Source organism: Mycobacterium sp. NGS27 (assembly GCF_059813005.1).
In genome coordinates, this window is the sequence record NZ_JCALDT010000002.1 from 202,012 (window position 1) to 227,427 (window position 25,416).

29 protein-coding genes and 1 tRNA gene are annotated in these 25,416 nt (G+C 67.3%); 17 read left to right on the top strand and 13 right to left on the bottom strand.

Translation table 11 applies throughout. The annotated features are described in order from the left end of the window. Nucleotides 1-10 precede the first annotated feature (10 nt). The gene (locus AC5Y30_RS05510; RefSeq protein WP_007772220.1) at nt 11-361 is read right to left on the bottom strand and encodes a WhiB family transcriptional regulator; all 351 of its coding nucleotides are present in this window, start codon (nt 359-361) and stop codon (nt 11-13) included. A 352-nt stretch (nt 362-713) separates the two neighbouring features. Between AC5Y30_RS05510 and ponA2 the strand changes: the two genes are divergently transcribed. The 4 genes from ponA2 (at nt 714) to AC5Y30_RS05530 (ending at nt 5,406) form a co-directional block, all read left to right on the top strand. Further along, nucleotides 714-3,143 carry a transglycosylase/D,D-transpeptidase PonA2 gene (ponA2, locus tag AC5Y30_RS05515; protein ID WP_499917111.1) on the top strand — a complete coding sequence of 810 codons (2,430 nt, stop codon included), beginning with the start codon at nt 714-716 and terminating at the stop codon, nt 3,141-3,143. Nucleotides 3,144-3,200: 57 nt separating this feature from the next. Next, nucleotides 3,201-4,160, top strand: coding sequence for a metallophosphoesterase (locus AC5Y30_RS05520; RefSeq protein WP_499917112.1), 960 nt, complete (start codon nt 3,201-3,203; stop codon nt 4,158-4,160). Beyond that, on the top strand, nt 4,157-5,272 hold the full coding sequence (gene cds1, locus AC5Y30_RS05525) for an L-cysteine desulfhydrase Cds1 (protein WP_499917113.1): 1,116 nt from the start codon (nt 4,157-4,159) through the stop codon (nt 5,270-5,272). Before AC5Y30_RS05520 ends, cds1 begins: the two co-directional genes overlap by 4 nt. Before the next feature lie 60 nt (nt 5,273-5,332). Then, nucleotides 5,333-5,406 (top strand) — tRNA-Pro (locus AC5Y30_RS05530). Between the two features lie 52 nt (nt 5,407-5,458). Here AC5Y30_RS05530 and AC5Y30_RS05535 read toward each other — a convergent pair. Further along, entirely contained in the window at nt 5,459-5,692 is a 234-nt protein-coding gene (locus AC5Y30_RS05535; RefSeq protein ID WP_075234960.1) for a DUF7218 family protein, read from the bottom strand. Between the two features lie 304 nt (nt 5,693-5,996). Between AC5Y30_RS05535 and AC5Y30_RS05540 the strand changes: the two genes are divergently transcribed. Then, on the top strand, nt 5,997-6,686 hold the full coding sequence (locus tag AC5Y30_RS05540) for a GAF and ANTAR domain-containing protein (RefSeq protein ID WP_499917114.1): 690 nt from the start codon (nt 5,997-5,999) through the stop codon (nt 6,684-6,686). A gap of 55 nt (nt 6,687-6,741) precedes the next feature. On the opposite strand, the gene AC5Y30_RS05545 is transcribed toward AC5Y30_RS05540, so the two are convergent. The 3 genes from AC5Y30_RS05545 to AC5Y30_RS05555 all read right to left on the bottom strand — a co-directional run bounded on the left by AC5Y30_RS05545 (nt 6,742) and on the right by AC5Y30_RS05555 (nt 8,356). Next, nucleotides 6,742-7,392 (bottom strand): restriction endonuclease, encoded by a 651-nt coding sequence (locus AC5Y30_RS05545; protein WP_499917115.1) that lies wholly within the window; start codon nt 7,390-7,392, stop codon nt 6,742-6,744. Nucleotides 7,393-7,498: 106 nt separating this feature from the next. Further along, entirely contained in the window at nt 7,499-7,801 is a 303-nt protein-coding gene (locus AC5Y30_RS05550) for a DUF4193 domain-containing protein (RefSeq protein ID WP_499917116.1), read from the bottom strand. 237 nt (nt 7,802-8,038) lie between these two features. Then, the gene (locus AC5Y30_RS05555) at nt 8,039-8,356 is read right to left on the bottom strand and encodes a hypothetical protein (RefSeq protein WP_499917117.1); all 318 of its coding nucleotides are present in this window, start codon (nt 8,354-8,356) and stop codon (nt 8,039-8,041) included. A gap of 241 nt (nt 8,357-8,597) precedes the next feature. Between AC5Y30_RS05555 and AC5Y30_RS05560 the strand changes: the two genes are divergently transcribed. Further along, the gene (locus AC5Y30_RS05560) at nt 8,598-9,281 is read left to right on the top strand and encodes an HAD family hydrolase (protein WP_499917118.1); all 684 of its coding nucleotides are present in this window, start codon (nt 8,598-8,600) and stop codon (nt 9,279-9,281) included. A gap of 14 nt (nt 9,282-9,295) precedes the next feature. On the opposite strand, the gene AC5Y30_RS05565 is transcribed toward AC5Y30_RS05560, so the two are convergent. Further along, nucleotides 9,296-9,796 carry a DUF6328 family protein gene (locus AC5Y30_RS05565; protein ID WP_499917119.1) on the bottom strand — a complete coding sequence of 167 codons (501 nt, stop codon included), beginning with the start codon at nt 9,794-9,796 and terminating at the stop codon, nt 9,296-9,298. A gap of 210 nt (nt 9,797-10,006) precedes the next feature. Next, nucleotides 10,007-10,375 carry an STAS domain-containing protein gene (locus AC5Y30_RS05570; protein WP_499917120.1) on the bottom strand — a complete coding sequence of 123 codons (369 nt, stop codon included), beginning with the start codon at nt 10,373-10,375 and terminating at the stop codon, nt 10,007-10,009. A gap of 170 nt (nt 10,376-10,545) precedes the next feature. On the opposite strand from AC5Y30_RS05570, the gene AC5Y30_RS05575 reads away from it, so the two are divergent. The 6 genes from AC5Y30_RS05575 to AC5Y30_RS05600 all read left to right on the top strand — a co-directional run bounded on the left by AC5Y30_RS05575 (nt 10,546) and on the right by AC5Y30_RS05600 (nt 16,216). After that, nucleotides 10,546-11,448, top strand: a complete 903-nt coding sequence (locus AC5Y30_RS05575) for an STAS domain-containing protein (protein ID WP_499917121.1) — start codon at nt 10,546-10,548, stop codon at nt 11,446-11,448. Nucleotides 11,449-11,470: 22 nt separating this feature from the next. Continuing rightward, complete coding sequence (locus tag AC5Y30_RS05580; RefSeq protein WP_499917122.1) at nt 11,471-11,875, top strand: STAS domain-containing protein; 405 nt, start codon at nt 11,471-11,473, stop codon at nt 11,873-11,875. Continuing rightward, nucleotides 11,865-12,275: an ATP-binding protein gene (locus tag AC5Y30_RS05585; protein WP_499917123.1), complete on the top strand. Its 411-nt coding sequence runs from the start codon at nt 11,865-11,867 to the stop codon at nt 12,273-12,275. The genes AC5Y30_RS05580 and AC5Y30_RS05585 overlap by 11 nt, the downstream gene beginning before the upstream one ends. A gap of 46 nt (nt 12,276-12,321) precedes the next feature. Then, nucleotides 12,322-12,894 carry a SpoIIE family protein phosphatase gene (locus AC5Y30_RS05590; protein WP_499917124.1) on the top strand — a complete coding sequence of 191 codons (573 nt, stop codon included), beginning with the start codon at nt 12,322-12,324 and terminating at the stop codon, nt 12,892-12,894. Further along, complete coding sequence (locus AC5Y30_RS05595; RefSeq protein ID WP_499917125.1) at nt 12,891-15,107, top strand: SpoIIE family protein phosphatase; 2,217 nt, start codon at nt 12,891-12,893, stop codon at nt 15,105-15,107. The genes AC5Y30_RS05590 and AC5Y30_RS05595 overlap by 4 nt, the downstream gene beginning before the upstream one ends. Before the next feature lie 68 nt (nt 15,108-15,175). After that, a complete protein-coding gene (locus AC5Y30_RS05600; RefSeq protein WP_499917126.1) occupies nt 15,176-16,216 on the top strand; it encodes an iron-containing redox enzyme family protein in 1,041 nt (346 codons plus the stop codon). Here the strand turns inward: AC5Y30_RS05600 and AC5Y30_RS05605 are convergent. From AC5Y30_RS05605 to AC5Y30_RS05630, 6 genes are all read right to left on the bottom strand, one after another. Continuing rightward, a complete protein-coding gene (locus tag AC5Y30_RS05605; protein WP_499917639.1) occupies nt 16,143-16,328 on the bottom strand; it encodes a CDGSH iron-sulfur domain-containing protein in 186 nt (61 codons plus the stop codon). The genes AC5Y30_RS05600 and AC5Y30_RS05605 overlap by 74 nt on opposite strands. A gap of 65 nt (nt 16,329-16,393) precedes the next feature. Further along, nucleotides 16,394-17,083 carry a HemK2/MTQ2 family protein methyltransferase gene (locus AC5Y30_RS05610; RefSeq protein WP_499917127.1) on the bottom strand — a complete coding sequence of 230 codons (690 nt, stop codon included), beginning with the start codon at nt 17,081-17,083 and terminating at the stop codon, nt 16,394-16,396. 103 nt (nt 17,084-17,186) lie between these two features. Next, nucleotides 17,187-17,741: a type 1 glutamine amidotransferase domain-containing protein gene (locus AC5Y30_RS05615; protein WP_499917640.1), complete on the bottom strand. Its 555-nt coding sequence runs from the start codon at nt 17,739-17,741 to the stop codon at nt 17,187-17,189. Nucleotides 17,742-17,806: 65 nt separating this feature from the next. Beyond that, entirely contained in the window at nt 17,807-18,184 is a 378-nt protein-coding gene (locus AC5Y30_RS05620) for a malate dehydrogenase (RefSeq protein WP_499917128.1), read from the bottom strand. 187 nt (nt 18,185-18,371) lie between these two features. After that, nucleotides 18,372-19,358, bottom strand: a complete 987-nt coding sequence (locus tag AC5Y30_RS05625) for an LLM class F420-dependent oxidoreductase (protein WP_499917129.1) — start codon at nt 19,356-19,358, stop codon at nt 18,372-18,374. 143 nt (nt 19,359-19,501) lie between these two features. Next, on the bottom strand, nt 19,502-19,966 hold the full coding sequence (locus tag AC5Y30_RS05630) for a GatB/YqeY domain-containing protein (protein WP_499917130.1): 465 nt from the start codon (nt 19,964-19,966) through the stop codon (nt 19,502-19,504). Between AC5Y30_RS05630 and AC5Y30_RS05635 the strand changes: the two genes are divergently transcribed. The 5 genes from AC5Y30_RS05635 to AC5Y30_RS05655 are packed head-to-tail and all read left to right on the top strand — an operon-like array spanning nt 19,965 to nt 25,396. After that, nucleotides 19,965-21,284, top strand: coding sequence for a DUF7847 domain-containing protein (locus AC5Y30_RS05635; RefSeq protein WP_499917131.1), 1,320 nt, complete (start codon nt 19,965-19,967; stop codon nt 21,282-21,284). The genes AC5Y30_RS05630 and AC5Y30_RS05635 overlap by 2 nt on opposite strands. Nucleotides 21,285-21,307: 23 nt before the next feature. Continuing rightward, complete coding sequence (locus tag AC5Y30_RS05640) at nt 21,308-21,961, top strand: DUF4129 domain-containing protein (RefSeq protein WP_499917132.1); 654 nt, start codon at nt 21,308-21,310, stop codon at nt 21,959-21,961. Continuing rightward, entirely contained in the window at nt 21,961-23,100 is a 1,140-nt protein-coding gene (locus tag AC5Y30_RS05645; RefSeq protein ID WP_499917133.1) for a DUF4350 domain-containing protein, read from the top strand. The genes AC5Y30_RS05640 and AC5Y30_RS05645 overlap by 1 nt, the downstream gene beginning before the upstream one ends. Further along, nucleotides 23,097-24,074 carry an AAA family ATPase gene (locus AC5Y30_RS05650; RefSeq protein ID WP_499917134.1) on the top strand — a complete coding sequence of 326 codons (978 nt, stop codon included), beginning with the start codon at nt 23,097-23,099 and terminating at the stop codon, nt 24,072-24,074. Before AC5Y30_RS05645 ends, AC5Y30_RS05650 begins: the two co-directional genes overlap by 4 nt. Further along, complete coding sequence (locus AC5Y30_RS05655) at nt 24,074-25,396, top strand: DUF58 domain-containing protein (RefSeq protein ID WP_499917135.1); 1,323 nt, start codon at nt 24,074-24,076, stop codon at nt 25,394-25,396. Before AC5Y30_RS05650 ends, AC5Y30_RS05655 begins: the two co-directional genes overlap by 1 nt. The last annotated feature ends 20 nt before the right edge of the window (nt 25,397-25,416 follow it).

The window sequence follows — 25,416 nt, forward strand, 5'->3', positions numbered from 1 at the left end:
CACGAAAGCCTCAGCCGACGCTGCGGGTGCGCCTCTTGTCGAAGAAGTCCGCCCACGACACCACCTCGGGGTGCTGCTTGAGCAGGGCGCGACGTTGCCGCTCGGTCATGCCGCCCCACACCCCGAACTCGACCTTGTTGTCCAGCGCGTCCGCCCCGCACTCCTGCATCACCGGGCAGTGCCGGCAGATCACCGCAGCTTTGCGCTGGGCCGCTCCTCGGACAAACAGTTCGTCGGGATCGGTGGTCCGGCATAGCGCTTTTGAGACCCAAGCGATCCGTTCCTCGGCATCGACACTGCGAAGTACCCCTTGTGCGGCTGCAATGTTTGTCCTACGCGCCGCCGGCCGTATTGGTGACACGAACTGTTCCCTTTCCCTTTCGGCCGCCCGACACGGCCGCCCTCCTCGGGTGCAGATCCCGACTTAGCGATCTACGCCACACCATGTACATCGGTGTTACCTGAATCTCACCGTGTGTCTAAGTTAGGTGGTCAGGTGGCAATTGCGCAACAGTCCGATAACGCTTTTTTTGGGACGGGCGTGCCGTCTCGTACCAAATGGCGGGCGCGGAAGTGGTCGTGGGCGGTAAGGTGCGCGCGGCGTGACGCGACCGCAAATTTCGCACCCGCCGGCGCCCGGCGCTCCTATAGACACATTTTATGGGCGAACGCGCAGCGTGGCGGCGTGACTGAGGGCCGCTAATGTAGTAGCCATGTCTGACCGCCCCCCGGCCGCACTCACCATCCTCAAGCTCGCGGGGCTGTGCTTGCTGGCCAGCGTCGTCGCCACGGCGCTGCTGTTCCCGTTCGCCGGCGGCATCGGACTCGTGTCCAATCGGGCCTCGGAAGTGGTTGCCAACGGCTCGGCTCAGCTTCTCGAGGGTGAGGTGCCGGCGGTGTCGACGATGGTCGACGCCAAAGGCAACACCATCGCCTGGCTGTACTCCCAGCGCCGGTTCGAGGTGCCAAGCGACAAAATCGCCAACACGATGAAGCTGGCGATCGTGTCGATCGAGGACAAGCGGTTCGCCGAGCACAACGGCGTGGACTGGAAAGGCACCCTGACCGGGCTGGCCGGCTATGCGCGCGGCGACGTCGACACACGCGGCGGCTCGACCATCGAGCAGCAGTACATCAAGAACTACCAGTTGCTGGTGACGGCGAAGACCGACGCCGAGAAGCGCGCGGCCATCGAAACGACCCCGGCGCGCAAGCTGCGCGAGATCCGCATGGCGCTGACGCTGGACAAGACGTTCACCAAGCCAGAGATCCTGACCCGGTATCTGAACCTGGTCTCGTTCGGCAACGGCTCGTTCGGCGTGCAGGACGCAGCGCAGACCTACTTCGGCATCAACGCCTCCGACCTGAACTGGCAGCAGGCGGCGCTGCTGGCCGGCATGGTGCAGTCGACGAGTGCGCTCAATCCGTACATCAATCCCGATGGAGCGTTGGCGCGGCGAAACCTGGTGCTGGACACCATGATCGAGAATATTCCGCAGGAGGAGGACGCGCTGCGCGCCGCCAAGGCCGCGCCGCTCGGGATCCTTCCGCAGCCCAACGAGTTACCCCGCGGCTGCATCGCGGCGGGCGATCGCGCGTTCTTCTGCGACTACGTCCAGGAGTACTTGTCCCGGGCCGGGATCAGCAAGGAACAGGTTGCGCGGGGCGGTTACACCATCAAAACCACGCTGGACCCGGACGTGCAGATCCCGGTCAAGGCGGCCATCGACAAGTTCGCCAGCCCGACGCTGCCCGGGATTTCGAGCGTGATGAGCGTGCTCCAGCCGGGCAAGACGTCGCACAAGGTGATGGCAATGGCCAGCAACCGCACCTACGGGCTCGACGTCGACGCCGGTCAAACCATGCGCCCGCAGCCTTTCTCGCTGGTCGGCGACGGCGCGGGATCCGTCTTCAAGATCTTCACCACCGCCGCGGCCTTAGACATGGGGATGGGCATCAACGCCACCCTCGAGGTGCCGGGCCGGTTCCAGGCGAAGGGCATGGGTAGCGGTGGGGCCAAGGGCTGCCCGAAGGACAACTGGTGCGTGGTCAACGCCGGCAACTACCGCGGGTCGATGAACGTCACGGACGCGTTGGCCACCTCGCCCAACACCGCGTTCGCCAAGCTGATCCAGCAGGTCGGCGTGACGCGCACGGTGGACATGGCGATCAAACTCGGGCTGCGGTCCTACGCCGACCCGGGCACCGCCCGCGACTACAACCCGGACAGCAACGAGAGCCTGGCCGACTTCGTCAAACGGCAGAACATCGGGTCGTTCACGCTGGGGCCGATCGAGGTGAACGCGCTGGAGCTGTCCAACGTCGCGGCCACCCTCGCCTCGGGCGGCACCTGGTGCCCGCCCAATCCGATCGACAAGCTGGTCGACCGCAAGGGCAATGAGGTCGCGGTGACCACCGAGACCTGCGACCAGGTGGTGCCCGAGGGCCTGGCGAACACTCTGGCCAACGCGATGAGCAAGGACGCCCTGGGCGGCGGTACGGCGGCCGGGTCGGCCGGTGCGTCGGGCTGGGACCTGCCGATGTCCGGCAAGACGGGGACCACCGAGGCGCACCGCTCGTCGGGCTTCGTGGGGTTCACCAACCACTACGCGGCGGCCAACTACATCTACGACGACTCCCCCAACCCCACCGATCTGTGCTCGGCCCCGCTGCGCCACTGCGGCGAGGGCGACCTGTACGGCGGTAATGAACCGGCGCGCACGTGGTTCACCGCGATGAAGCCGATCGCCAACAACTTCGGGCCGGTGCAGTTGCCGCCGACCGACCCTCGTTACGTCGACGGGTCACCCGGCTCGCGGGTGCCCAGCGTCGCCGGCCTGGATATCGACGCCGCGCGCCAGCGCATCAAGGAGGCGGGATTCCAGGTCGCCGACCAGAACAACTTCGTCAACAGCAGTGCGAAGCAGGGCGAGGTGGTCGGAACAACCCCGAGCGGGGCGACGATCCCTGGCTCGATCATCACCATCCAAGTCAGCAACGGCATACCGCCTGCCCCGCCGCCACCGCCGGAAGGCGCCCCGCCGCCGGTCGGCTCGCAGGTCGTCGAGATTCCGGGGCTGCCGCCGATCACCATTCCGCTGCTGGCGCCACCGCCGCCGGCACCCGGCCAGCCACCCCCATAGGCGTCGCGACGCCAAGAGTCACATTGCCGGTCGGCGAGCGGCAGTAGGCTTGCCAGCATGGCTGACGTTTTGCCCGTCCTGATACGTGCTGGCGCCGCCGCGCTCGGTTCGAGCGTCGCCGGCCTCGGCTATGCCGCGGTCATCGAGCGCAACGCGTTCGTCCTGCGCGAGATCACCATGCCCGTGCTGACCCCGGGCTCCACCCCCTTGCGGGTGCTGCATATCAGCGACCTCCACATGACGCCCGGCCAGCGCCGCAAGCAGGCGTGGCTGCGCGAGTTAGCCGGCTGGGAACCGGATCTGGTGGTCAATACGGGTGACAACCTGGCCCACCCCAGGGCGGTGCCGTCGGTCATCCAGGCCCTGGGCGACCTGCTATCGCGACCGGGCGTCTTCGTGTTCGGCAGCAACGACTACTTCGGGCCGCGGCTGAAGAATCCGCTGAACTACGTGACCAACCCGTCGCACCGCGTTCGGGGCGAACCGCTTCCCTGGCAGGACCTGCGGGCGGCGTTCACCGAGCGGGGCTGGCTCGACCTCACCCACACCCGGCGCGAATTCGAAGTGGCGGGTCTGCACATCGCCGCCGCGGGCGTGGACGACCCGCACATCGATCGCGACCGCTACGAAACCGTCGCCGGCCCGGCCAGTCCGGCCGCGAATCTGCGGCTGGGACTGACCCATTCGCCGGAGCCGCGGGTGCTGGACCGCTTCGCCGCCGACGGCTATCAGCTGGTGATGGCCGGGCACACCCATGGCGGTCAGGTGTGCCTGCCGCTCTACGGTGCACTGGTGACAAACTGCGGTCTGGACCGCTCCCGCGCGAAGGGGCCGTCCCGCTGGGGCGCGAACATGCGGTTGCACGTTTCCGCCGGGATCGGCACCTCGCCGTTCGCGCCGGTGCGCTTCTGCTGCCGACCGGAGGCCACGTTGCTGACGTTGATCGCCGCCCCGATGGGTGACCGCGACGCGGCCAGCGATCTGAGCCGTTCGCAGCCAACAGCATCGGTGCGTTGACCGGCCAGACCCGGATCGCGGGCCGCAACCGGTCGCGCTGCTGGACAGACGACGCGATCCGGCTGATCCAGGCCGATGCGCGCCGTAGCGCCGACACCCATCTGCTGCGCTATCCGCTGCCCTGCTCGTGGAGCGCGGGCGGCCCCGGCGCCCAGGTCGCGCTGTACCTGAAAGACGAGACGACACACATCACCGGCAGTCTCAAGCACCGGTTGGCCCGCTCGTTGTTCCTCTACGCGCTGTGCAACGGCTGGATCGACGAGGGCACCACGGTGGTCGAGGCGTCGTCGGGCTCGACGGCGGTCTCAGAGGCCTATTTCGCGGCACTGCTCGGCTTGCCGTTCGTCGCCGTGATGCCCGCGGCGACGAGCGCGTCGAAAGTGGCGCTGATCGAAGCCCACGGTGGCCGTTGCCATTTCGTGCAGAGCTCCGGCGAGGTCTACGCCGAGGCCGAGCGGGTCGCGCGCGAAACGGGCGGGCACTACCTGGACCAGTTCACCAACGCCGAGCGCGCCACCGACTGGCGGGGAAACAACAACATCGCCGAGTCGATCTTCGACCAGATGCGCGAAGAGCGTTACCCCGTCCCGGACTGGATTGTGGTCGGAGCGGGCACCGGCGGAACCAGCGCCACGATCGGCCGCTACATCCGCTACCGACGCCACGCCACCCGGCTGTGCGTCGTCGACCCGGAGAACTCCGCGTTCTTTCCCGCCTACGCCGAGGACCGCTACGACATCGTGATGCCCACCTCGTCGCGCATCGAGGGCATCGGCCGGCCGCGGGTGGAGCCATCGTTTCTGCCCGGCGTGGTCGACCGCATGGTGGCCGTTCCGGACGCGGCTTCGATCGCGGCCGCCCGGCACGTGAGCACCGTCCTGGGGCGCCGGGTCGGGCCGTCGACGGGCACCAACATGTGGGGGGCGTTCGGCCTGATCGCCGAAATGGTCGCCGAGGGCCGCGGCGGCTCGGTGGTGACGCTGCTCGCCGACAGCGGCGACCGCTACCGCGACACCTATTTCAGCGACGAATGGGTAGCGGAGCAGGGATTGGATCCGACGAGCGCGGCCCAGGCCCTGGTCGAGTTCGAGCGATCGTGCTCCTGGAAGTGATCGGGGCACCGCGATTTGGCCAGCCGACCGCCCGGTGCGATAGGCTGTCGAAGCTTCAAGCGGGGTGTGGCGCAGCTTGGTAGCGCGCTTCGTTCGGGACGAAGAGGCCGTGGGTTCAAATCCCGCCACCCCGACCCAGAAAGCCTGACCAGCAGTACTACGGTCAGTGCTTCTCCGCGATCAGGTCTAGCTCGACTTCTTGCCGCCTTTGCGCCCTGCGGCCTTCTTCTGGGACTGGTTGCCGCCGCTACCGCTACCGCTGCTACGGCTGCTCTGGCTGCTGCCCGAACTCTTGCCGCCCCTGCTGGAGGCGCCAGGCGAGTTCGATATCGCCGCCGCACGCGACTTGCTCATACCCTTCTTGCGCAGCCCCTCATATTGTTTGTCGTTCTTGACGCTCGACCCATGATCTTTCGTCACCTCGGACTCCTTTTCCTCACGCAGCGGATACCCGTTTCCACCGCGGAGAACAGCTTTTGCGGGAGTCGCGCCTCGAACACATCGCGTAGGTCGAGCCCCGGCACATCGAGCACTGATCAAAGCGCTGAGTCGGGCGCAATCACCCGAAACCGGCCGATATAGTGGATCTCACCGTAATGCTGAGCAAACAGCATTGACATCCGTCGCCGTCAAAATCCGAAGTGATCGCCTCGCGAGGCCGCAGGCTGCGCAAACGGCACGGGGTAATGCCTGCACCGGTCTCGAAGCAAGAGGGCGACACTCAGTGACCAATTTCGACGATCTCACCCTGCTCACCGACGTCTTGCGCGCCATCTATTCGGCGGACGCCGGGGCATTCCCCCGGGTGCTGGACGACCTGACCAGCGCCGCCGCGCGCTGGGTGCCGGGAGCGCAGGAAGCGGGGATCACCGTCACCAGCCGGCAGAACGAGGTCAGCACCCCGTCGGTCACGCACGAGTGCGCCCGGTTGCTCGACGAGTTCCAGCAGCGCCACCTCGAAGGGCCTTGCCTTCACGCCGCATGGACCCGCAAGGTCGTCGTCATCGACGACCTCGAAGCCGACGCCCGCTGGCCCAGGTATCGGGCCGACGCGCTCGCGCAAACACCGATTCGCAGCGTGCTGTCGCTGCCCATGTTCGCCGACGAGTTGAGCATGGGTGCGCTGAACTTCTACGCCGAAAGCCCGCAGTCCTTCTCCGAAGACTCTCGCCGGGTCGCCGCCATGTTCGCGACGCTGGGCGCCCTGGCATGGAGCAACGTCGTGCGGACCCAACAGTTTCGGGAGGCGCTGAGCACCCGCGACACGATCGGACAGGCCAAGGGCATCCTCATCGAGCGCTACGACCTCGACGATCAGACCGCCTTCAACACCCTGATCAAACTCTCGCAGAGCATGAACACCCCGCTGCGGGATGTCGCGTGCCGGGTGATCGAGGACGCTACTCGGCGGTGACGTCGCGGCGTGGCCGCCTTACCGGGCCGAACATGCTGTGACCCAACCTATCTCGCTAGGCTTCCCATTCCGGTTCCAGCCGCTGTGTCTTGACGTGCGGCGGCGAGATCCCATGCGCCCGCCGCGAACCCCGCACGGCGATGGGCTGAATGCGCGTCCAGCTTTGCAGTTGCGTGCGCCCCACCAGCCGGCACTGGTGGGTGCTTGCCAATCGGCGGGCCGCCTTCGTGAAGGTCTGGTTGGTGACGACGACAGTCCGGTTGCAGCCGTGCTGCAGCGCCCCGGCCACGACCTGTTGGACGGCGGCGACACCGACGGCCTTCATCAGCCTTTTGCATTGGACCGCCATCCGGACGCCGTCTTTTCTGGCGATCAGATCCACGCCGTAGTCACCGGTGCTGGCCGTGGGTGCGACGCTGTAGCCCGCGATGCGAAGTTGTGCCGCAACGAATTCCTCGAACTCGATGCCGGACATCCGGTCGATTGCCCGCAGCCCCGACTTCGCGTATTTGAGATCGCGTCGCCGGTGCGCGTCGACCTCGTAGCGGTCCCGTTGCAACGAGAGCCACCACAGGAGGGCCACCGAGGCGGCGAGCCCACCGATCCCGGCCAAGCAACCAGCCGGCAGACTGCCGGTGGCGTTCTGCGTGAAATACCAAGGGAGCACTAATCCCAGCACGAGGAGCGACCCGAGTACCTTCTCCATTGGTCGCTGAACCTAGCGGATACCACTGACAATTCGGCGCAATCGGCGCACGTTCGCGGGGTCGGGCCACCGCATCGGGCGGCTCGGCCCGCCTAAGGAGCGGGTGTCAGGCGCAGTCGGCGCACACCGGTAGACCGGAGCTGGAGGCGCGCAGCCGGCTACGGTGCTGTACCAAAAAGCAGCATGAGCAGGTGAACTCGTCGGCGCGTTGGGGAATCACCGTCACCGACAGCTCCTCCCCGGACAGGTCGGCGCCCGGCAGTTCGAAGAAGTGCACATCGTTGGGGTCCTCGTCGACCACGCCGGTCACGGACCCCTGCAGGGTCGGCGCCAGTTCGCGAAGCGAGGGCTTGTCCTGGGTGTCGGCGTCGGATACACGGCGTGCGTCGTAGTCAGTGGTGGTCGCCATCGGAGTTCCTTCCTGCTAGGAAAACGGGCTGACGCACTTTCCTGTACTCACCCGTGGCGCAGGCAGTACCCAGTTCGCGGGCGGACTACACCGATGCGGCCCGAAAAAGTTGCGGCGACCGAGAAACGGCCGACGGCGACGTCTCGCCCGGTGCTTGCCCGGGGAAGCGCGTCAGCGCCTGCCGATGATCGTTAGCTCGCGCGCGGTGCGTCGCACGCGCGGCAAACATTCGGATGCTCAGCTGCTGGGCGGCGGCGCGGGCTCGTCGGAATGCGCAGCGTGCCACCGGAGTTCGGCGTCGCGGACCTTGCGGTGGGCACGCACCAGCCACGCTGCGCTCAGCGCACCGAGTGCGACCGCCACGATCAGGGCGATGGCGCCGGTCGCCAAATGCCCGGCCGCCACGGAGAACAAGCCCACGGTCAGCGCTATCACCGCGAGGGCCGAACCGGCCAGGCCGGGGACGTTGGCGCCGTTCTTGAGGGACTCGCCGGCGTGCTGACGAGTGGTCCGGGCGTGGTCGACTGGGGCGTCCTTGCGGTAATCCAACGTCATTCCTCGTCGAAGTCATTGTGTGCCAACCGTTTTCGTCCCGCACATGGCTGTGGTCGGCTCCGCCCGCTAGGCGAGCCGGACCCCCGTGATGCGCGGATCACCATCGAGGTGTACCCGTCGGCCCGGTGGTCAAACGAAGCCACGGCCGTGTCAGCGATGGCAGGCATGGGTATGCCGGACACATGACTTCACGATCGCACGCGGAAAACCGCCCCGAAACCGACGCAGGGAGCCCGCACTGATGGCGCGTGGGGGCACACCCGCCGTCCTGTTCGACGTCGACGGCACCCTGGTGGATTCCAACTATCTGCACGTTCATGCCTGGCAGCGCGCATTCGACTACGAAGGCATGGTGGTGCCGTCCTGGCAAATTCATCGTTGCATCGGCATGGACGGATCCCGGCTGGTCCGGAAGCTTTCCGATGACGCCCCCGACGACGTGCGGGAGCGGCTCAGCGACAAGCACAGCGAGTACTACCGGGAAATCACTCCGCTGCTGCAGCCGTTGCCCGGCGCCCGCGACCTGCTGCACCGCGTCGCCGGCCTGGGCTTACAGGTCGTGCTGGCCAGCTCGGCGCCCGAAGACGAACTGGAAATTCTGCGCAAGGTGCTCGACTGCGACGACGTCATCTCCGAGACGACGTCCTCGCGGGACGTCGACACCGCCAAACCCGAACCCGGGATAGTGCAGGTGGCCCTGGAGCGCGCCGGCGTCGATGCCGAGCACGCCGTGTTCGTCGGCGACGCCGTCTGGGACGCGCACGCCGCGGCCGGCGCGCGCTTGCCGTGCATCGGGCTGCGCAGCGGCGGCATCGCCCGCGCGGAGCTGCAGGAGGCCGGCGCCGACCCTGTCTTCGACGACCCCCGCGACCTGCTCGAGCACCTGGAATCCACCCGAATCGCCGCACTTGCGCAGCGAGGCTGACCGGCGACGCTCGCTCACTCGCCGTGCGTGCGCAGCACCAGCGGCAGCACCCACCAGAAGAAGACGAACAGCGGCAGCGCGCACGCTCCGGCTATCAGGCCGACATTTGGCCCTGCCACCGCGGCGAAGATGATCGTGGTCAGGCCGATCACCGCCAGACCGAGAAAACCCAGGCCGGCGAAGGCACAACGGTGTGCGGCCGACACGAGGACCTGGAGCCGGTGACGCCGAAAAAGCATCCGGTGCATGGCGACCGGCGCGATCAGCAACAAAGTCGCGCACACCGCGGATACCACGGTCGCCAGATAGATGATGCGCATCGGCGGTCCCAATACGTCGAAGCGCTGCTGGAACGGCAGTGTCAACAGGAATCCGGTCAGTAGCTGCACCCCGGTCTGGACGACCCGCAGCTCCTGCAGCAGACTGTTCCAATTGCGGTCCAGCCGTTGAACTTCGGTTTCGTCCCGCTCACGGCGATCCCACCGCTGGTCTTCTTGCGGATGGTCGACGTCCATACCCTGATCATCGCACCTGAGTCGGGTGTGAACACCGGATCGGACAGGGCCGGCCTCGACGATGGTTGTTCGCGATGAAGATGCTCGAGCCGCGGTCAGCCCCGAAATCGATGCCATGCGCAACCGTTTTCGGCGTGCGTGCGCCAAACATGGTGTCAGGCAAGCGATGCATGCGGCATGCGAGACGGCGCGCGCCCGAGGGGCGAATCGCTAGCCGTTGAGTTGGCCGTCCCGAACCCCGGTCAACGCGTCGTCGAGCGTCGGGTACAGCGGGAAGGTTTTGTCCAGACCGGTCAGATGGATCGGCCTGCGGGTGGCCGGGCCTCGCGCGACCACCCCGAAGCCGGTCTGCTTACCCAGCTTCTCGTAGGTCGCCGCCAGGATCTTCAGCCCGACCGAACCGAGAAACTCGACAGCGGAAAGGTCGATGATCAGTGCCGTCGGGCTGTCTGCGACGACCGCGCTGATGGCTTGTTCCAGGGCCGGAGCCGTGACCAAGTCGATTTCGCCGCTGACGCTGACCACCGACACCCCGTCGTGGTCCTCAACCAACGTGGTAATCGAATCAGGAGCTGACAATGGCAATCCTTTGTCCTGGGCCTTGCGTGCCGTAAGCGTGCTACAACCCTAGCCTGCCGTTACGAACTGCGGGAAGAATATGCCCTCTATACGTGCCCCGCGACAACCCACGCTAGTCTCGCAAAAAGAACTGCACACCGCAGGGCGCGACGTGGCACTCGGGAGGCCAGATGTCAGATTCGCCGTCGGATTTCAACAGTACCGGCCCTGCGGCTCAGACCGTGGGCGTGTCCAGCGAGGGGCTGCTGCCACAGCTGGTTCAGCATCTGCGGCAGAATCGAACCGTTCTGCGCGAGGAGTGGGCTCGCCGGATCACCGAGGCCGAGCTGCTGACCGCGATGACCCCGGAGGAGCTCTTCTCCGAGGCGACGGCCGTCTACGACAACTACGTCGAGGTGCTCGAGACCGGTAGCGTCGAGGCGTTGCAGGCCTATGCGCGTGACCTGTCCGAACGCATCATTCCGCGGGGCGTCGAGACCGACGAGGTGCTGGGCATCGTCTTGCTGCTGCGCGACGTGCTCGCCCGCTCGCTGTTCGAGAAGTACCAAGCCGAGTTCGAGATGCTCAACCGCGTCCTCGACGCCTACGAGCCGGCGGCCAACCGCATCGCCAACACCGTGGGCGTGTCGTTCGTGCAGGAACGCGAGCGCATCATCCGCCAGCAGCAGGAGGCCATCCGCGAACTGTCGACGCCGGTGCTGCAGGTGCGTGAGCAGCTGCTCATCCTGCCGATCATCGGCGTGCTGGACTCTCAGCGCGCCCGCCAGGTCACCGAACAGCTGCTGCGCGCCATCCGCGCGAACCGCGCCAAAGTGGTGGTCATCGACATCACCGGTGTTCCGACGATCGACTCGACGGTGGCCAACCACCTGGTGCAGACGGTCGACGCGTCGGGGTTGATGGGTGCCAGCGTGATCATCACCGGCCTGTCCTCCGAGATCGCCCTGACGCTGGTGACCATCGGGCTGGACCTGTCCAAGATGAACGCCGTCGGTGACCTGCAAGGCGGTATCGAGGAAGCCGAACGCCTGCTGGGGTACGAGGTCACCCGCACGGGCGAACAAACCGGATAACCACAATCGACACGAGCGCCCCATGCCAGTACCGATCCTGAAACAGGGCTCGATTCTCATCGCGTCGGTACAGGCCGCCCTCACCGACTCCGACGCCGAACGCCTGCGCTACGACCTGATGGAACGGGTCAGCCAGTTCCGTGCCCAGGGCATCATCGTCGACGTCACCGCCATCGACGTGATGGATTCCTTCGCGGCCCGGTCGCTGCGGACGATTGCGCACATGACCCGACTGCGCGGCGCGGACACGGTGATCGTCGGGTTGCAGCCGGAGGTGGCCTTCGCGATGGTTCAGCTCGGTTTGGCGTTCGACGACATGAACACCGCGCTGGATCTTGAAGAGGGTCTCGCCCTGCTGAATCGCCAAGCTCTGAATCGCCAAGGCGGCGTGGGGAAATCAACGATCGGGCCCGACGGTGGCGGCTGATATCGTCGTCGCCATCGATCACCCCGACGACATCGTCGAAGCCCGCAAAGCCGGTCACCAACTCGCGCTTGATTTGGGATTCTCCCTCACCGACGTCACGATGATCGCCACGGCGATCTCGGAGATCGCAAGGAACATCACCAGTTACGCCGGCCGTGGCGCCGTCTCCGTTGCGATCGCCGACCGGGAAGGGCGTAAAGCCCTGGTGGTGCGCGCCGAGGACCAGGGCCCGGGCATCGCCGACATCGAGCGGGCGATGGAAGACGGTTACACCACCGGGCGCGGGCTGGGGCTGGGCCTGCCGGGTGCGCGCCGCCTGATGGACCGGTTGGTCGTCGAGTCCACGCCCGGTCGGGGAACCGTCATCGAAATGTGGAAATGGGTCCCCCCTCGTGCATAAAAACGGCCGCTTCGGACCGATCGAATGGGCAAGGGCGGGGCGGCCTTTGCCCAGCGAGTACACGTCTGGCGACCGCGGTATCGCGGTCGATGTCGACGGCGGGGCGGCGCTGTTCGGGGTGGTGGACGGGCTCGGCCACGGGCCCGCCGCCGCGGAAGCCGCGCTGCGCGCGGTCGATGTGGTCACACGCGCCAGGTTCGAGCCGGTCGAGGTTTTGATCCAGCTCTGCCACCGTGCGTTGGTCGGCACCAGGGGGGTCGCAATGACGTTGGCGCGCATCGATTTCGCCGCTAACACCGTCACCTGGACCGGCGTCGGTAATGTCACCGCGGACCTGGTGGCCAAGGCCCCCACCGGTATCCAGGTTCGGTCCAGTGCGCTGCTTGCCGGGGGTATCGTCGGCTACCGGATACCGGAAACCACACCGGCACAGGTGGTTTCCATTCGCCCCGGAGATCTGCTGCTGATGAGCACTGACGGCATCGCCGAAGACTACCTCGACCACATCGACTTCTCGGCCACCGCTGTCGCTATCGCCGAAGGGCTCCTCGGCAAGGACGCGAAGGAGACCGACGATGCGATGGTGCTGACGGCGCGTCACAGGGGAGCAACGATTTGAGCGGCGACAACGACTTCCACGGTCAGTACGAGGCTGCGCTGCGCGCCTATCTGAACTCGCACGACGAGGCCGACCTGTCGATCGGCAACGAGCTCGGGCGCAGGGCCTTGCAGGAACAGATCAGCCTGCTCGACCTCGTCGAACAGCACGTCCGGCTGGTCTTCGAAATCTCGCAGGACGTGCGCCTGGATGCGCCGATCGCGCTGGAATTCCTGCTGCAGCTGCTGGTCCCGCTCGACGTCGCGACGCGCGGCTTCATCGACGGCAACCGACGCTATGCCGAACAACGCGCCCGCGCCGAAGGGCTGGCCGACCGCGACAAATTCCGCACCGCGCTGGTCAATTCGCTACAGGAAGGCTTCTTCGTCGCCGATCACCAGGGCTCCGTGGTCGAGATAAACAGCGCCTTTATCGAGATCCTCGGATATCCCAGCGAGGGCTTACCGTACAAATGGCCGCACCCCTGGCTGGTCGACACGACCACGGCGGCCGAACAGACGTCACGGGTGATGGCGCAGGGCAGGGCCGACTACGAGACGCCCATTCGTCATGCCGACGGGCACCTGGCATGGGTCAAGGTGAGCATCAACGCGGTCAAGGAAGCCGGCAGCGATCGGGACGTCTTTGTCGGAACGATCCGCGACGTCACCGCCGAGCGTGCCTTCGCGGCCCGGGAGACCGCGGTGCTGCGGTTGGCCACCGCCGTCGCGGTGGCCAAGACCGTGGACGAGCTGCTGTCGATCACGCTCGACGAGTGCAGTGCCGCAATCGATGTGCAACGGGTGATCGCGGTCTCGTGGCCCAACGGCGACGGCGATCCCACGGTCCAGGCTGCCGGCGAGCCCTCGGCCGCGTCGTGGCGCAAGCTGGATCCGTGGCTGCGCCATACCTTTCAAGATGCGCGCCATCAATTGCCGCTGACGGCGAAAACGATTGAGGCGCCGGATAATCCCGGCAAGGTTCAGGGGCTGGTGGCGGTGCTCTCCGGTACCGGCGACCTGGCGTTGTGGTTGGAGCTGCGCACGCCTCGCTGGGTCAGCGGCGAGGACCGCCTGTTGGTCACCGTGCTGATCGGTCACCTGAGTCTGGCCATGCAGCACGTGCGTCAGTTCGAAAGCGCGCGTGAGACGTCGCTGACGTTGCAGCGTGCCATGCTGCCGCCGGTTCAGCCGCCGGCGGGGTTCACCGTTCGGTACGAACCCGCGGTGCCGCCCTTGGAGATCGGCGGTGACTGGTATGACGTGCTACCGATCGGTGAGCACCATATCGGCATCGTCGTCGGAGACTGCGTGGGGCGCGGCCTGCCCGCGGCCGCGATCATGGGCCAGCTACGGAGCTCGGCGCGCGCACTGTTGATCAACGGGGCCGAGCCCGCGGTGCTGCTCGACCAGCTCGACTCGGCGGCATCGCTCATCCCGAACGCGTACTGCACGACGGTCTTCCTGGCGATTCTGGATACCGAAACCGGGGTGCTGCAGTACAGCAACGCCGGCCACATGCCGGCCGTGCTGGCCGGACCGCAGGCCGGCACCACGATGCTGTTGACCGATGCCGCATCGGTACCGCTCGCTGTGCGCCGCAATGAGCCGCGACCGCAAGCCACCCAGGTGCTGCCGCCCGGCTCGACACTGATGCTGTTCACCGACGGGCTCGTCGAACGCAAGCACGAGTCGATTGACGACGGAATCGCCCGTGCGGCAGACGTTCTGGCGCAGACCATGACATCGCCTCTGGACACCATCGCCGATGTGGTGCTTCGCGAACTGGCGCCCGCCGCGGGGTACGACGATGATGTCGCGATGGTGATCTACCGGCATCAGCAGACCCCGCTACGCATCGAAAGCGACGCCACCGCAGACCAATTGGTCCTCATCCGGCATCGGCTGGCGGACTGGCTGCACGCCGGTGGCGTATTGGAAGACCAGGCCGCCGACATTGTGCTGGTCGTCAACGAGGCGTGCACCAACTGTGTCGAACACGCTTACCGTGGTTTCGCGGCCGGGGCCATGTTGCTCGAAGTCAGCCTTGCCGACGGCGAAGTGCGCACCCGGATCACCGATTACGGATCGTGGAAGGCGCCGGCCGCCGTCCCGGGCAACGGCGGGCGCGGCTTGCCGCTGATGCGAATGCTCAGCGACTCGATGGAGCTCGACACCACCGAAACCGGCACCACCGCCGACATCACCTTCCGCCTGCCCGCAACGGCCCGCTGAGGCGGATTGCGACCGTGGAAGCTGCCGCCCGCCCGTTTGCCCATCCCGTACAGCGGGTAGACATCGGCGTGACCCACACATCGACCTTGACCGAACCCGTCCTGCCTGCGGCGCACGGGCCGCTGTCGACAGCCGTACGTTGCGCGCTGGCGGGTCCGCCATCGACCGACCACCTGGCGCGCATCGGCGCCTCTGTGCGGGATTCCGATCCGTACGGTCTGGATCTGCAACTGGCGCTGTCCATGTGCTATGAGCTGCACTACCGCGGGCTTGCCGGCGTCGACCCCGCCTGGGAGTGGAATCCAACGCTGCTGGGTCTGCGCGCCGAACTGGAACGGGTGTTCCTGGCCGGCGTGCGCCGCGACGTCGGTCACATCGATCCAGACCAGACCGCGGCGGCCGAGATGGAAGCGCTCACAATCGAACCCGTCGACGGCACGGGCCCGTCGTATTACCTGCGCGACACCGGAACCTGGCAGCAGATGTGCGAGTACTTCGTGCACCGCTCGCTCTATCACCTCAAAGAGGGCGATCCGCACGCTTTTGCCATCCCGCGTCTGACGGGTGTGGCGAAAGCGGCTTTTGTGGCAATCGAATTCGACGAATACGGCGCCGGACGGGGCTCACGGCTGCACCAGCAATTGTTCGCCGATCTGCTCGCGGCGGCCGGCCTGGATGCGACGTATTGGGCTTACGTCGACGCGGTGCCGGCCGAAGCGCTGGCGGTGGTCAACCTCATGTCGCTGTTCGGTCTGCACCGCTCGTTGCGCGGCGCCGCGATCGGGCACTTCGCCTCCACGGAGATCACCTCACCGCCGGGATCGCAACGCATGGTGCAGGCGCTGCGGCGGCTGCAGGCACCGGCGGCGTGCATCGAGTTCTACAGCGAGCACGTCGAGGCCGACGCGGTGCACGAACACGTCGTGCGCAACGACGTGGTGGGCGATCTGGTAGCCCAGGACCCGCGACTGGAACACGACGTCGTCTTCGGCATCCGCGCGCACGCGGCGGTCGAAGACCGCTTGGCGCAACGGATTATGACGTCGTGGAAGAAGAATCAGACGTCGTTGCGGATGCCGCTGGAGCAGATGAGCGTGCCGGCGTCTTGAGGCGCCGGCACCGGCGGTGACTGGTGTCGCAGAGCGGGTAGCGGTCGCTGCGCCGGCAGGTACAGATCGCCACCATGAACCGGTCGGACTCGACGACCTCGCCATTGGGCATCTCGATTCGCACCGGGCCCGACACCAGCACGGGCCCGTTCGGCACCACCTGAACCCGGGTTGTCGTCATCGCTTTTCCGCGCGGATCACGATCAGTTCTTCTTCCCGGCGCCCGCGCGGTATCAGGCCGACTTCCTCCAGCCACGTGGCCCGCGAAGACATCACCGGTCCGAACGGTATCCATTTGGAGGCAATCACTTTCGCATCCATGCCCGCCCATTTGAGCGAATCCAGCGACTCCTGAACACCAGCGAGCGCCGAATGCACCAGCAGCAGGGATCCCCCGTCGCGCAAGAGCTTTGGCGCCGTTTCGCACAGCGGGTCGAGGATCGTCCGGCCGTCGACCCCGGCGTTCCACGCCCACGACGGTCCGGCCGCCGGGCAGATCTCTTCCAGCTCGGCGCCGGGCGGCGTGGGCACATACGGCGGGTTGGACACGACGACGTCGAACGGCGCGCAGTCCACCGCAGCGATCCACGATCCTTCGCGAACGTCCACCTCCACACCGGCGGCCGCCGCGTTCTCCCGAGCGCACCGCACCGCCTGCGGGCAGATGTCGAAGGCCGTTGCGCCGGTGCACCCCATGGCGGCGGCAGCGATCGCTACGAAACCGCTGCCGGTGCACAGATCGAGGACCCGCCGCCCCGGGATGAGGCCGGTGTCATGCATCACGTCCACCAGCAACCGAGAGTCCTCTTGCGGCTGATACACGTTGGGGACGGACGAAACGGCGGGCTCGGGATACGTGGTTGTCACTGTTGGCCTTTCGAGAACCCTATAAAATTCGCCGCTGATCACGGCTTGGCGGGATAATGCCCGCAAACCGGCGCTTTCAAACGAACGAGCCGGAAATCCGCGGTTAACCCGCCGTCGCATGCGCGAACTGTTCGAGGATGGTCGCGCAGAACGCCGAGAGGTCCGATGGCGAGCGGCTGGTGATCAGATTGCCGTCGACGACGACCTCCTCGTCGACGACGTGGGCGCCGGCGTTACGCAGATCGGTGCGAATACTGGCATACGACGTCAGCGTCCGGCCCACTGCCACACCGGCTTCGACCAGCGTCCAGGGGCCGTGACAGATGGCCGCGACCGGCTTGCCCGACCCGACGAAGTCGCGGACGAAGGACACCGCGGAGCTGTCCATGCGCAGCTTGTCCGGGTTCACGGTGCCGCCCGGGAGCACCAGGCCGTCGTAATCGTCCACCGAACTCTCGGACACTTTGCGGTCGACGGCAAAGGTTCCGGCCGGTTCGAGATCGTGGTTGCGCGCCTGTATTTCGCCATCCTTCAACGACAGCAGCTGCACTTGCGCGCCGGCCTCCTGCAACGCCGCACGAGGCTGTTCGAGCTCCACCTTCTCCACACCGTCAGCCGCAAGGATCGCTATTTTCTTGCCCTGCAATTCATTTGACATCGTCACATCCCTTTCCTGCGATCGCCGACTTCCGTCGGATCAAAGAGCTCTCAACTGCAGCCGTGTCACGCCCCGGTCGTTCGCAACGCCGTATAAAGGTCCAGTCCGCCGATCCCCGAAAGAACGACGGCCGCGATGGTGCCCCGACGCCGTCGCCCGGTCCCGCGGGCGACTACTCCCGCGATCAACAGCGCCATGTCCAGGACGTCGCCGGCCACCCGGGTCCACACCAGCGTGGGTGGACCGCCCAGCAGCGCCGCGCCGTGGCCGCATTCACGCACCCCGAGAGCGCGGATGACCCGCCGCGACCGGCTGGTGTCGTCGACGCCGGCAATGGCGGCGACCTTCCCCGGGGCTACCAGTTCGCTGACGCCCAGGCCGAAGCTGGCGCCGCTGAGCGCCCTGACCAGTGTGGTCGTAGTGTCACCATCGCCATCGGTCATCGTTCACTCCCCCCGCTTAGCCGGAATGCGCACACTTGCGAGCCGGCTGTGCGTCAGCGGTTTTGATCGGACCAACGCGCGCCGGAACGCCCGTTCACGTCCCAGCTCTACCGGCGTCCGGCGCGCGTTGGTTGGCTGCGCACGACTGCGACCCGGGTACCCGGGCGAAAAGCGGTCAAACCTGTGCTCAGTTCGCTGCGTCGCGCAAAGCCGCGAGCAGCGGCTCAGCGGCTTCGGCGAGGAACCTTTCCTGGGTGTCCCCGCCGATCTGCACGAGCGCGATGTCGGTGAAACCGGCTTCCCAGTAGGGCCGGACGCTCTCGACGATGGCATCGAGGTCAGGGCCGCACGGGATCGTCTCGGCGACGTCTTCGGGTCGCACGAACTGGGTCGCACCGGCGAAGCCGGCCGGCGTCGGCAGGTCGGCGTTGACCTTCCAGCCGCCGGCGAACCAGCGGAACTGCTCGTGCGCACGTTTGACGGCCGTCTCACGGTCGGGATCCCAGGACACCGGTATCTGCCCGACGACCCGGCCGCCGCCGGCGAGATCGGCCGCCTGGCGGGCGCCGTGCCAGGCGTCGACAAGCTCCGTGCTGGGTTCCACTGCGATCAGATGGTCCGCCAGCTTGGCGAACTTGTCGACCGCCTGGGTACCCCCGATCGCCACCCCGATGCCCACCGGAACATCGGGCACGTCCCATAGCCGCGCCGAATCGACCTGGAAGTAGTCGCCGGTGAAGTCGACCAATTGCCCGCCGAACAGCTCCCGGATGATTTTGATGGCCTCGCGCAGCATGTCTTGCCGGCGCGCGACGGCCGGCCAGCCCTTGCCCACGACGTGTTCGTTCAGGTTTTCACCGCTGCCCAGGCCCAAGGTGAACCGGCCGTCGGACAGGATCTGCACGGTGGCCGCCTGCTGGGCGACGATCGCGGGGTGATACCGCATCGTCGGGCACGTCACGTAGCTGTAGAGGTCGACCCGCTCGGTGGCCTGCGCCACCGCACCCAGCACCGCCCAGGCGTTCGGAGCGTGTCCTTGTGCGGCGAGCCACGGCGAAAAGTGGTCGCTGCACACGTGAAAGTCGAAGCCCCGCTCCTCGGCCGAAACCGCATACTGGACAAGGTCTTTGGGTCCACTCTGCTCGGTCATCAAAGTGTAGCCAAAACTGGTCATGCGTGACGGAGTACCCGACTGCCCCGAGCGCAAACCGGCGCGCGGTGTCACCGCTATCCGGTGAGGCGTCTGGTGTTGCGGCGCAACGTGTTTGGCTCGACGAGCCGGGCGCCGGGCCGTTTTCGCCGGCCGACCCTCCCGGGCTACAGACGCTCTTTGACGGCGGCCGAGAGCCGCGCGCCGTCGGCCTTGCCGGCGGCGATCGCCGTCGCGGCCTTCATCACCATACCCATCTGTTTCATCCCCGGCCGCTCGCCGATTTCTTCGGCGACCTGCGCGATCGCGGTGTCGGCAACGTCGGCCACCTCGGCCTCGGTGAGCGGGGTGGGCAGGTATTCGTCGATGATCCGCCCCTCGGCGTGCTCGTTGGCGGCGAGCTCCCCGCGCCCGTTCTGGGTGTAGATCTCCGCTGCTTCGCTCCGCTTGCGCGATTCCCTGGCCAGCACCTTGATGACCTCTTCGTCGTTGAGGTCTTTGGCCTCCTTACCGGAGACTTCCTCGGTTTGGATCGCAGCCAACAGCATGCGCAGGGTGGCCGTTCGCAACTTGTCCTGGGCCTTCATCGCCGCGGTCAGGTCCGTCCGGATCCGGGATTTGAGTTCCGCCATGTGGGAGACGCTACGCGCCGGGCGGGGGGTCAACGTTGTGAAATGCCCCGGCCGCCGACAGGATGGAGCCCATGACATACGAGGCGCCCGGCTGCAAAGGCCGCGGGGTTCGGTGAGCGCGCCGCCACCTGGTTATCCGGCTGGTCCGCCACCGGCATACGGCCCACCACCCCAATACGGTCCACCCGCAACGTATGGCCCGCCCCCGGCTTACGGTCCGCCCCCGGCATACGGCCCCCCGCCTGGCTACCAGCCCCCGCCCGGTTACGGACCACCTCCTGGCTACGGGTCGCCATCCGGCTACGGGCCCGCGTGGGGCTATGGATCGCCGCCACGCTTCGGCGGTTACGGAGCCGTCAAACCAGGCATCATCCCGCTACGGCCGCTGACCCTGGGCGACATCTTCAACGGCGCGGTCGGCTACGTTCGGGCGAACCCGAAAGCGACGCTCGGCCTGACGGCCGTCGTCGTGGTGATCATGCAGATCATAACCAAGGTCGCATTCTTCGGGCCCCTGGCCGCGGCGGACCGATTCCCCAGCGATCGACCCGGCGAACTGAGCTCGGCGGTCCTGGGGGCCTGGTCCGCGTCGTTGATCGGCGGCCTGCTGGTCAGCTGGCTGGGCGGCATGCTGCTGTCCGGGATGCTCACCGTCATCATCGGGCGAGCGGTTTTCGGGTCACCCATCACCATCGGCGAAACCTGGGCCAAGATCCGCGGCCGCCTGCCGGCCCTGCTCGGCCTGGCCCTGCTGGAAGCCGTCGCGGTGGCGGCCCTTGCCGGGTTGGTCGCGGTGATCATCGGCGTGCTGGCGGCGATCGGTAACGCCGCGGCGGCCGTAGTGCTGGGCATCCCGCTGGCGCTGGCCGTCCTGGCGTTGCTGGTCTACCTGTACACGGTGGTGCTGTTCGCCCCGGTGCTGATCGTGCTGGAGCGGCTGCCGGTCATGGACGCGATCACCCGATCGTTCAAGCTGGTTCGCCACGGCTTTTGGCGAGTGCTGGGCATCCGGGTGCTCGCGTTGCTGGTGACATCCGTCGTCGCCAACGCCGTTGCGGTGCCGTTCAGCATCGCCGGCCAGTTCGTCCAGATCAACTCGTCCGCCGCGGCGTTTGTGGTCAGCACGGCGATTCTGTCGGTGGGGGCGGCGATCGGCGAGATCATCACCGCGCCGTTCAACGCGGGCGTCATCGTCCTGCTGTATACCGACCGCCGCATGCGCGCCGAGGCATTCGACCTGGTGCTGCAAAGCGGAGCGGCCCAGGGTCCCTACGCGGCCGCGTCCACCGACAACCTCTGGCTGACGCGGCCCCGGTAGGGCCGAGCGAGGACTAGCTGACGATGCCTTCCATCGACATCGACCGCGATGCCGCTCATCGTGCCGCGCAGGACGAGCTTGACAAACCGATCTATTCGAAGGGCTCCCCCGGGGAACAGCTCATCAACTGGATCAGCGATCAGTTTTACCGGCTGCTGCAGAAGATCTCCTCGGTTCCGGGCGGATGGTTCACCGCAACAGTGCTTTTCACCCTGCTCGTGATCGCACTGATCGTCGGCATCTATATTCTGCGACGCACCATGCGCACCCGCCGCGGCGGTGACCACTCGCTGTTCGAAGCCGCCCAGCTGACCGCCGCCCAGCATCGCGCTACCGCCGAAAACTCTGCGGCCGAGGGTAATTGGGCTGCCGCGATTCGTCACCGGCTGCGCGCCGTCGCCCGCCAGCTCGAGGAAACCGGAGTGCTGATACCCGCCCCCGGCCGGACGGCCAACGAGCTGGCTCGCGATGCCGGTGCGGCGTTACCGCACCTGCTCAGCGAATTGAGGCGAGCCGCAATGGCTTTCAACGACGTCACCTACGGCGAGCAACCCGGAACCCAGGCCGCCTACCAGATGGTCGCCGACCTCGACGATCATCTGCTGACCCGCTGGCAGGGCGGTCCGCTCGAGCCCGGCCAGCCTGCCGCTAGCGAGTCGTGGGCGCAGGTGCGGTGATGGCGACGATCACCGGCGCCGGTCCCGAAGCCGCACCGCGCCGCTGGCGCGCCTGGCGCTGGGTGCTCGTCACGGTGTTGGTGCTCGCCGTCATCGCCGGCGTCGACGCGTATCTGAACGCACCGCGACCCGGGCCCCGGATGGACCCGTCGTCGACCAGCCCCGACGGTGCGCACGCCCTGGTGGAGTTGCTGCGCGGCGCCGGAGTCGACGTCGTCGTGGCCAACAACATCGCCGACGTCGAAGCTGCGGCACGCCCGGACGCGCTGATCCTGGTGGCCCAGAGCCAATACCTCACCGATGCGCTTTTAGACCGGCTGGACAACGTCCATTCGGATCTGCTGCTGGTGGAACCGACGGCGCGGGCCCGCGGGGCGCTGCTGCCCGGTGTGCGGGTCTCGCACGCCAAGGGTTTCGACCTCGACCCGAATTGCACACTGCGCGAGGCTGTTCGCTCCGGGCCGGTCCGGTTCGGGGTGAGCAGCACCTACGAGTCCGAAGACGGTCGCGAGATGACCCGCTGCTATGACGGCGCGTTGATCCGCTTCCGCAACGACGGGCGCACCATCACAACCGTCGGCAACACCGACTTCATGACCAACAGCAGCCTGCTGCAAGCGGGCAACGCCGCGCTGGCGATGAACCTCGCGGGCGACCGGCCCCGGCTCGTCTGGTACGCACCGCACGCCGTCGAGGGTGAATCTTCGCCCAAGTCAACACTTTTAGAATTGCTTCCGTCCAAGGTGTTCTGGCTGGTCGGACAACTGGCGCTGGTGGTGCTGCTGGTCGCCGTGTGGAAGGCCCGCCGGCCCGGACCGCTGGTGGCCGAGGAGTTACCGGTGGTGGTGCGCGCGTCGGAGACCGTCGAGGGCCGCGGCCGGCTGTACCGGTCCCGGCGGGCGCGCGATCGCGCGGCCGCCGCATTGCGTGCGGCCACCCTGGCGCGGCTGCTGCCGCGGCTCGGCTTGGGTGCGGGCGCTTCGCCGTCGGCGGTGGTGGCCACCGCGGCCGGGCGCATCGGAGCCGATCCGGCGTTCGTCTCCTACCATCTGTTCGGTCCGCCCCCGACGACCGACAACGACCTGTTACAACTTGCCCGTGCGCTCGACGACATCGAAAGGCAGGTCGCACACCCGTGACACAACCCACTACCACCGAATCTCCCACCGCTGAATCGGCGCGCGAGGCGCTGCTGGCGTTGCGCGGTGAGCTGGCCAAGGCCGTCGTCGGACAGGAGGGTGTGGTCAGCGGCCTGGTGATCGCGCTGCTGTGCCGCGGCCACGTGCTGTTGGAAGGCGTTCCCGGAGTGGCGAAGACGCTGCTGGTCCGGGCGCTGTCCGCGGCGCTGCAGTTGGAGTTCAAGCGGGTGCAGTTCACCCCCGACCTGATGCCCGGCGACGTGACGGGCTCGCTGGTGTACGACGCGCGCACGGCCGCGTTCGTTTTCCGCGCCGGTCCGGTGTTCACCAACCTGTTGCTCGCCGACGAAATCAACCGCACCCCACCCAAGACCCAGGCCGCGCTGCTCGAGGCGATGGAAGAGCGGCAGGTCAGCGTCGATGGCGAACCGCGGCCGCTGCCCGACCCCTTCATCGTGGCCGCGACCCAGAACCCGGTGGAATACGAGGGCACTTACCAGTTGCCGGAGGCCCAGCTGGACCGCTTTCTGCTCAAACTGAATGTGACGCTGCCGCCCCGCGACGCCGAGATCGCCATCCTGCATCGGCACGCGCACGGCTTCGACCCGCGCGATCTGTCGGCGATCAAGCCGGTGGCCGGGCCCGCGGACCTGGCGGCCGGTCGCGACGCCGTGCGAAACGTGCTGGTTGCCGACGAGGTGCTGGGCTACATCGTCGACATCGTCGGGTCCACCCGCTCCTCCCCCGCGCTGCAACTCGGCGTGTCGCCCCGCGGCGCGACCGCCCTGCTGGCGACGGCGCGCTCCTGGTCCTGGCTGTCCGGGCGCAACTACGTCACGCCCGACGACGTGAAGGCCATGGCCCGCCCGACGCTGCGGCACCGCGTGATGTTGCGGCCCGAGGCCGAACTCGAGGGGGCCACACCCGACGGGGTGCTCGACGGGATTCTGGCGTCGGTTCCGGTGCCCCGCTAGTGGTCCTGACCGGACGCACCGGCTTGGTCGCACTGATCTGCGTCCTGCCTATTGCGCTGTCCCCTTGGCCGGCAACAGCTTTCGCGGTCCTGCTGATAGCGCTGGCGATCGTGGTAGCCGTCGACGTCGCACTGGCGGCCAGCCCCGCCAGGTTGCACTACGTGCGTTCCCCGGATCGCTCGGCCCGGCTCGGGCAGCACGTGGAGTGCGGCCTGCTGATCCGCAACGATGGCCCGCGCCGGTTCCGGGGCCAGATTCGCGACGCCTGGCCGCCCAGCGCTCAAGCGCAGCCGCGCATCCATCCCATCGACATTCCCGCCGGGCGAGACCAGCACGTCCAGACCCAGCTCCAACCGGTTCGCCGCGGCGACCAGCGAGCGACGGTGGTGACCGCCCGATCCATCGGCCCGCTGGGGCTGGCGGGTCGCCAGGGTTCGCGACCGGTGCCGGGGCAGCTGCGGGTGCTCCCCCCGTTTCTGGCCCGCAAGCACCTGCCGTCGCGGCTGGCCAAGCTACGGGAGATCGACGGCCTGCTGCCGACGCTGGTCCGCGGTCAGGGAACCGAATTCGACTCGCTGCGAGAGTATGTCGTCGGCGACGACGTGCGCTCGATCGACTGGCGCGCCACCGCGCGTCGCGCCGATGTGGTGGTGCGCACGTGGCGACCCGAACGCGACCGGCGGGTGGTGATCGTGCTCGACACTGGCCGCACGGCTGCGGGTCGGGTCGGCGTCGATCCGACCGCGTCCGATCCCGCGGGCTGGCCGCGGCTGGATTGGTCGATGGACGCCGCACTGTTGTTGGCGGCGCTGGCATCGCGCGCAGGGGACCATGTCGACTTCCTCGCCCACGACCAGGTGAGCCGGGCCGGTGTGTTCGGCGCCTCGCGCACCGAGCTGCTCGCGCAGCTGGTGGAGGCGATGGCGCCGCTGCAACCAACGCTTGTCGAATCCGACTGGCGGGCAATGGTTTCCGCCATATTATTGCGCGCCCGCCGGCGCTCACTCGTGATATTGCTGACCGACCTCAATGCGGCCGCCCTCGAAGAGGGACTGTTGCCGGTGTTGCCGCGGCTGTCGGCCAAACATCACCTGCTGCTGGCCGCGGTCTCCGATCCGCGCGTCGACCACATGGCCGGGGGGCGATGGGATGCCGCGGCGGTGTACGACGCGGCGGCCGCCGAACGCTCCCGCAATGACCGTGGCGCGATCGCCACCCGGCTGCGCCGCAGCGGGGTGGAAGTCGTGGACGCCCCTCCCGCCGAACTGGCGCCCGCCCTTGCCGATCACTATCTCGCGATGAAGGCGACCGGGCGCCTGTAGCTGCCGGCCCCGGGCCGCCG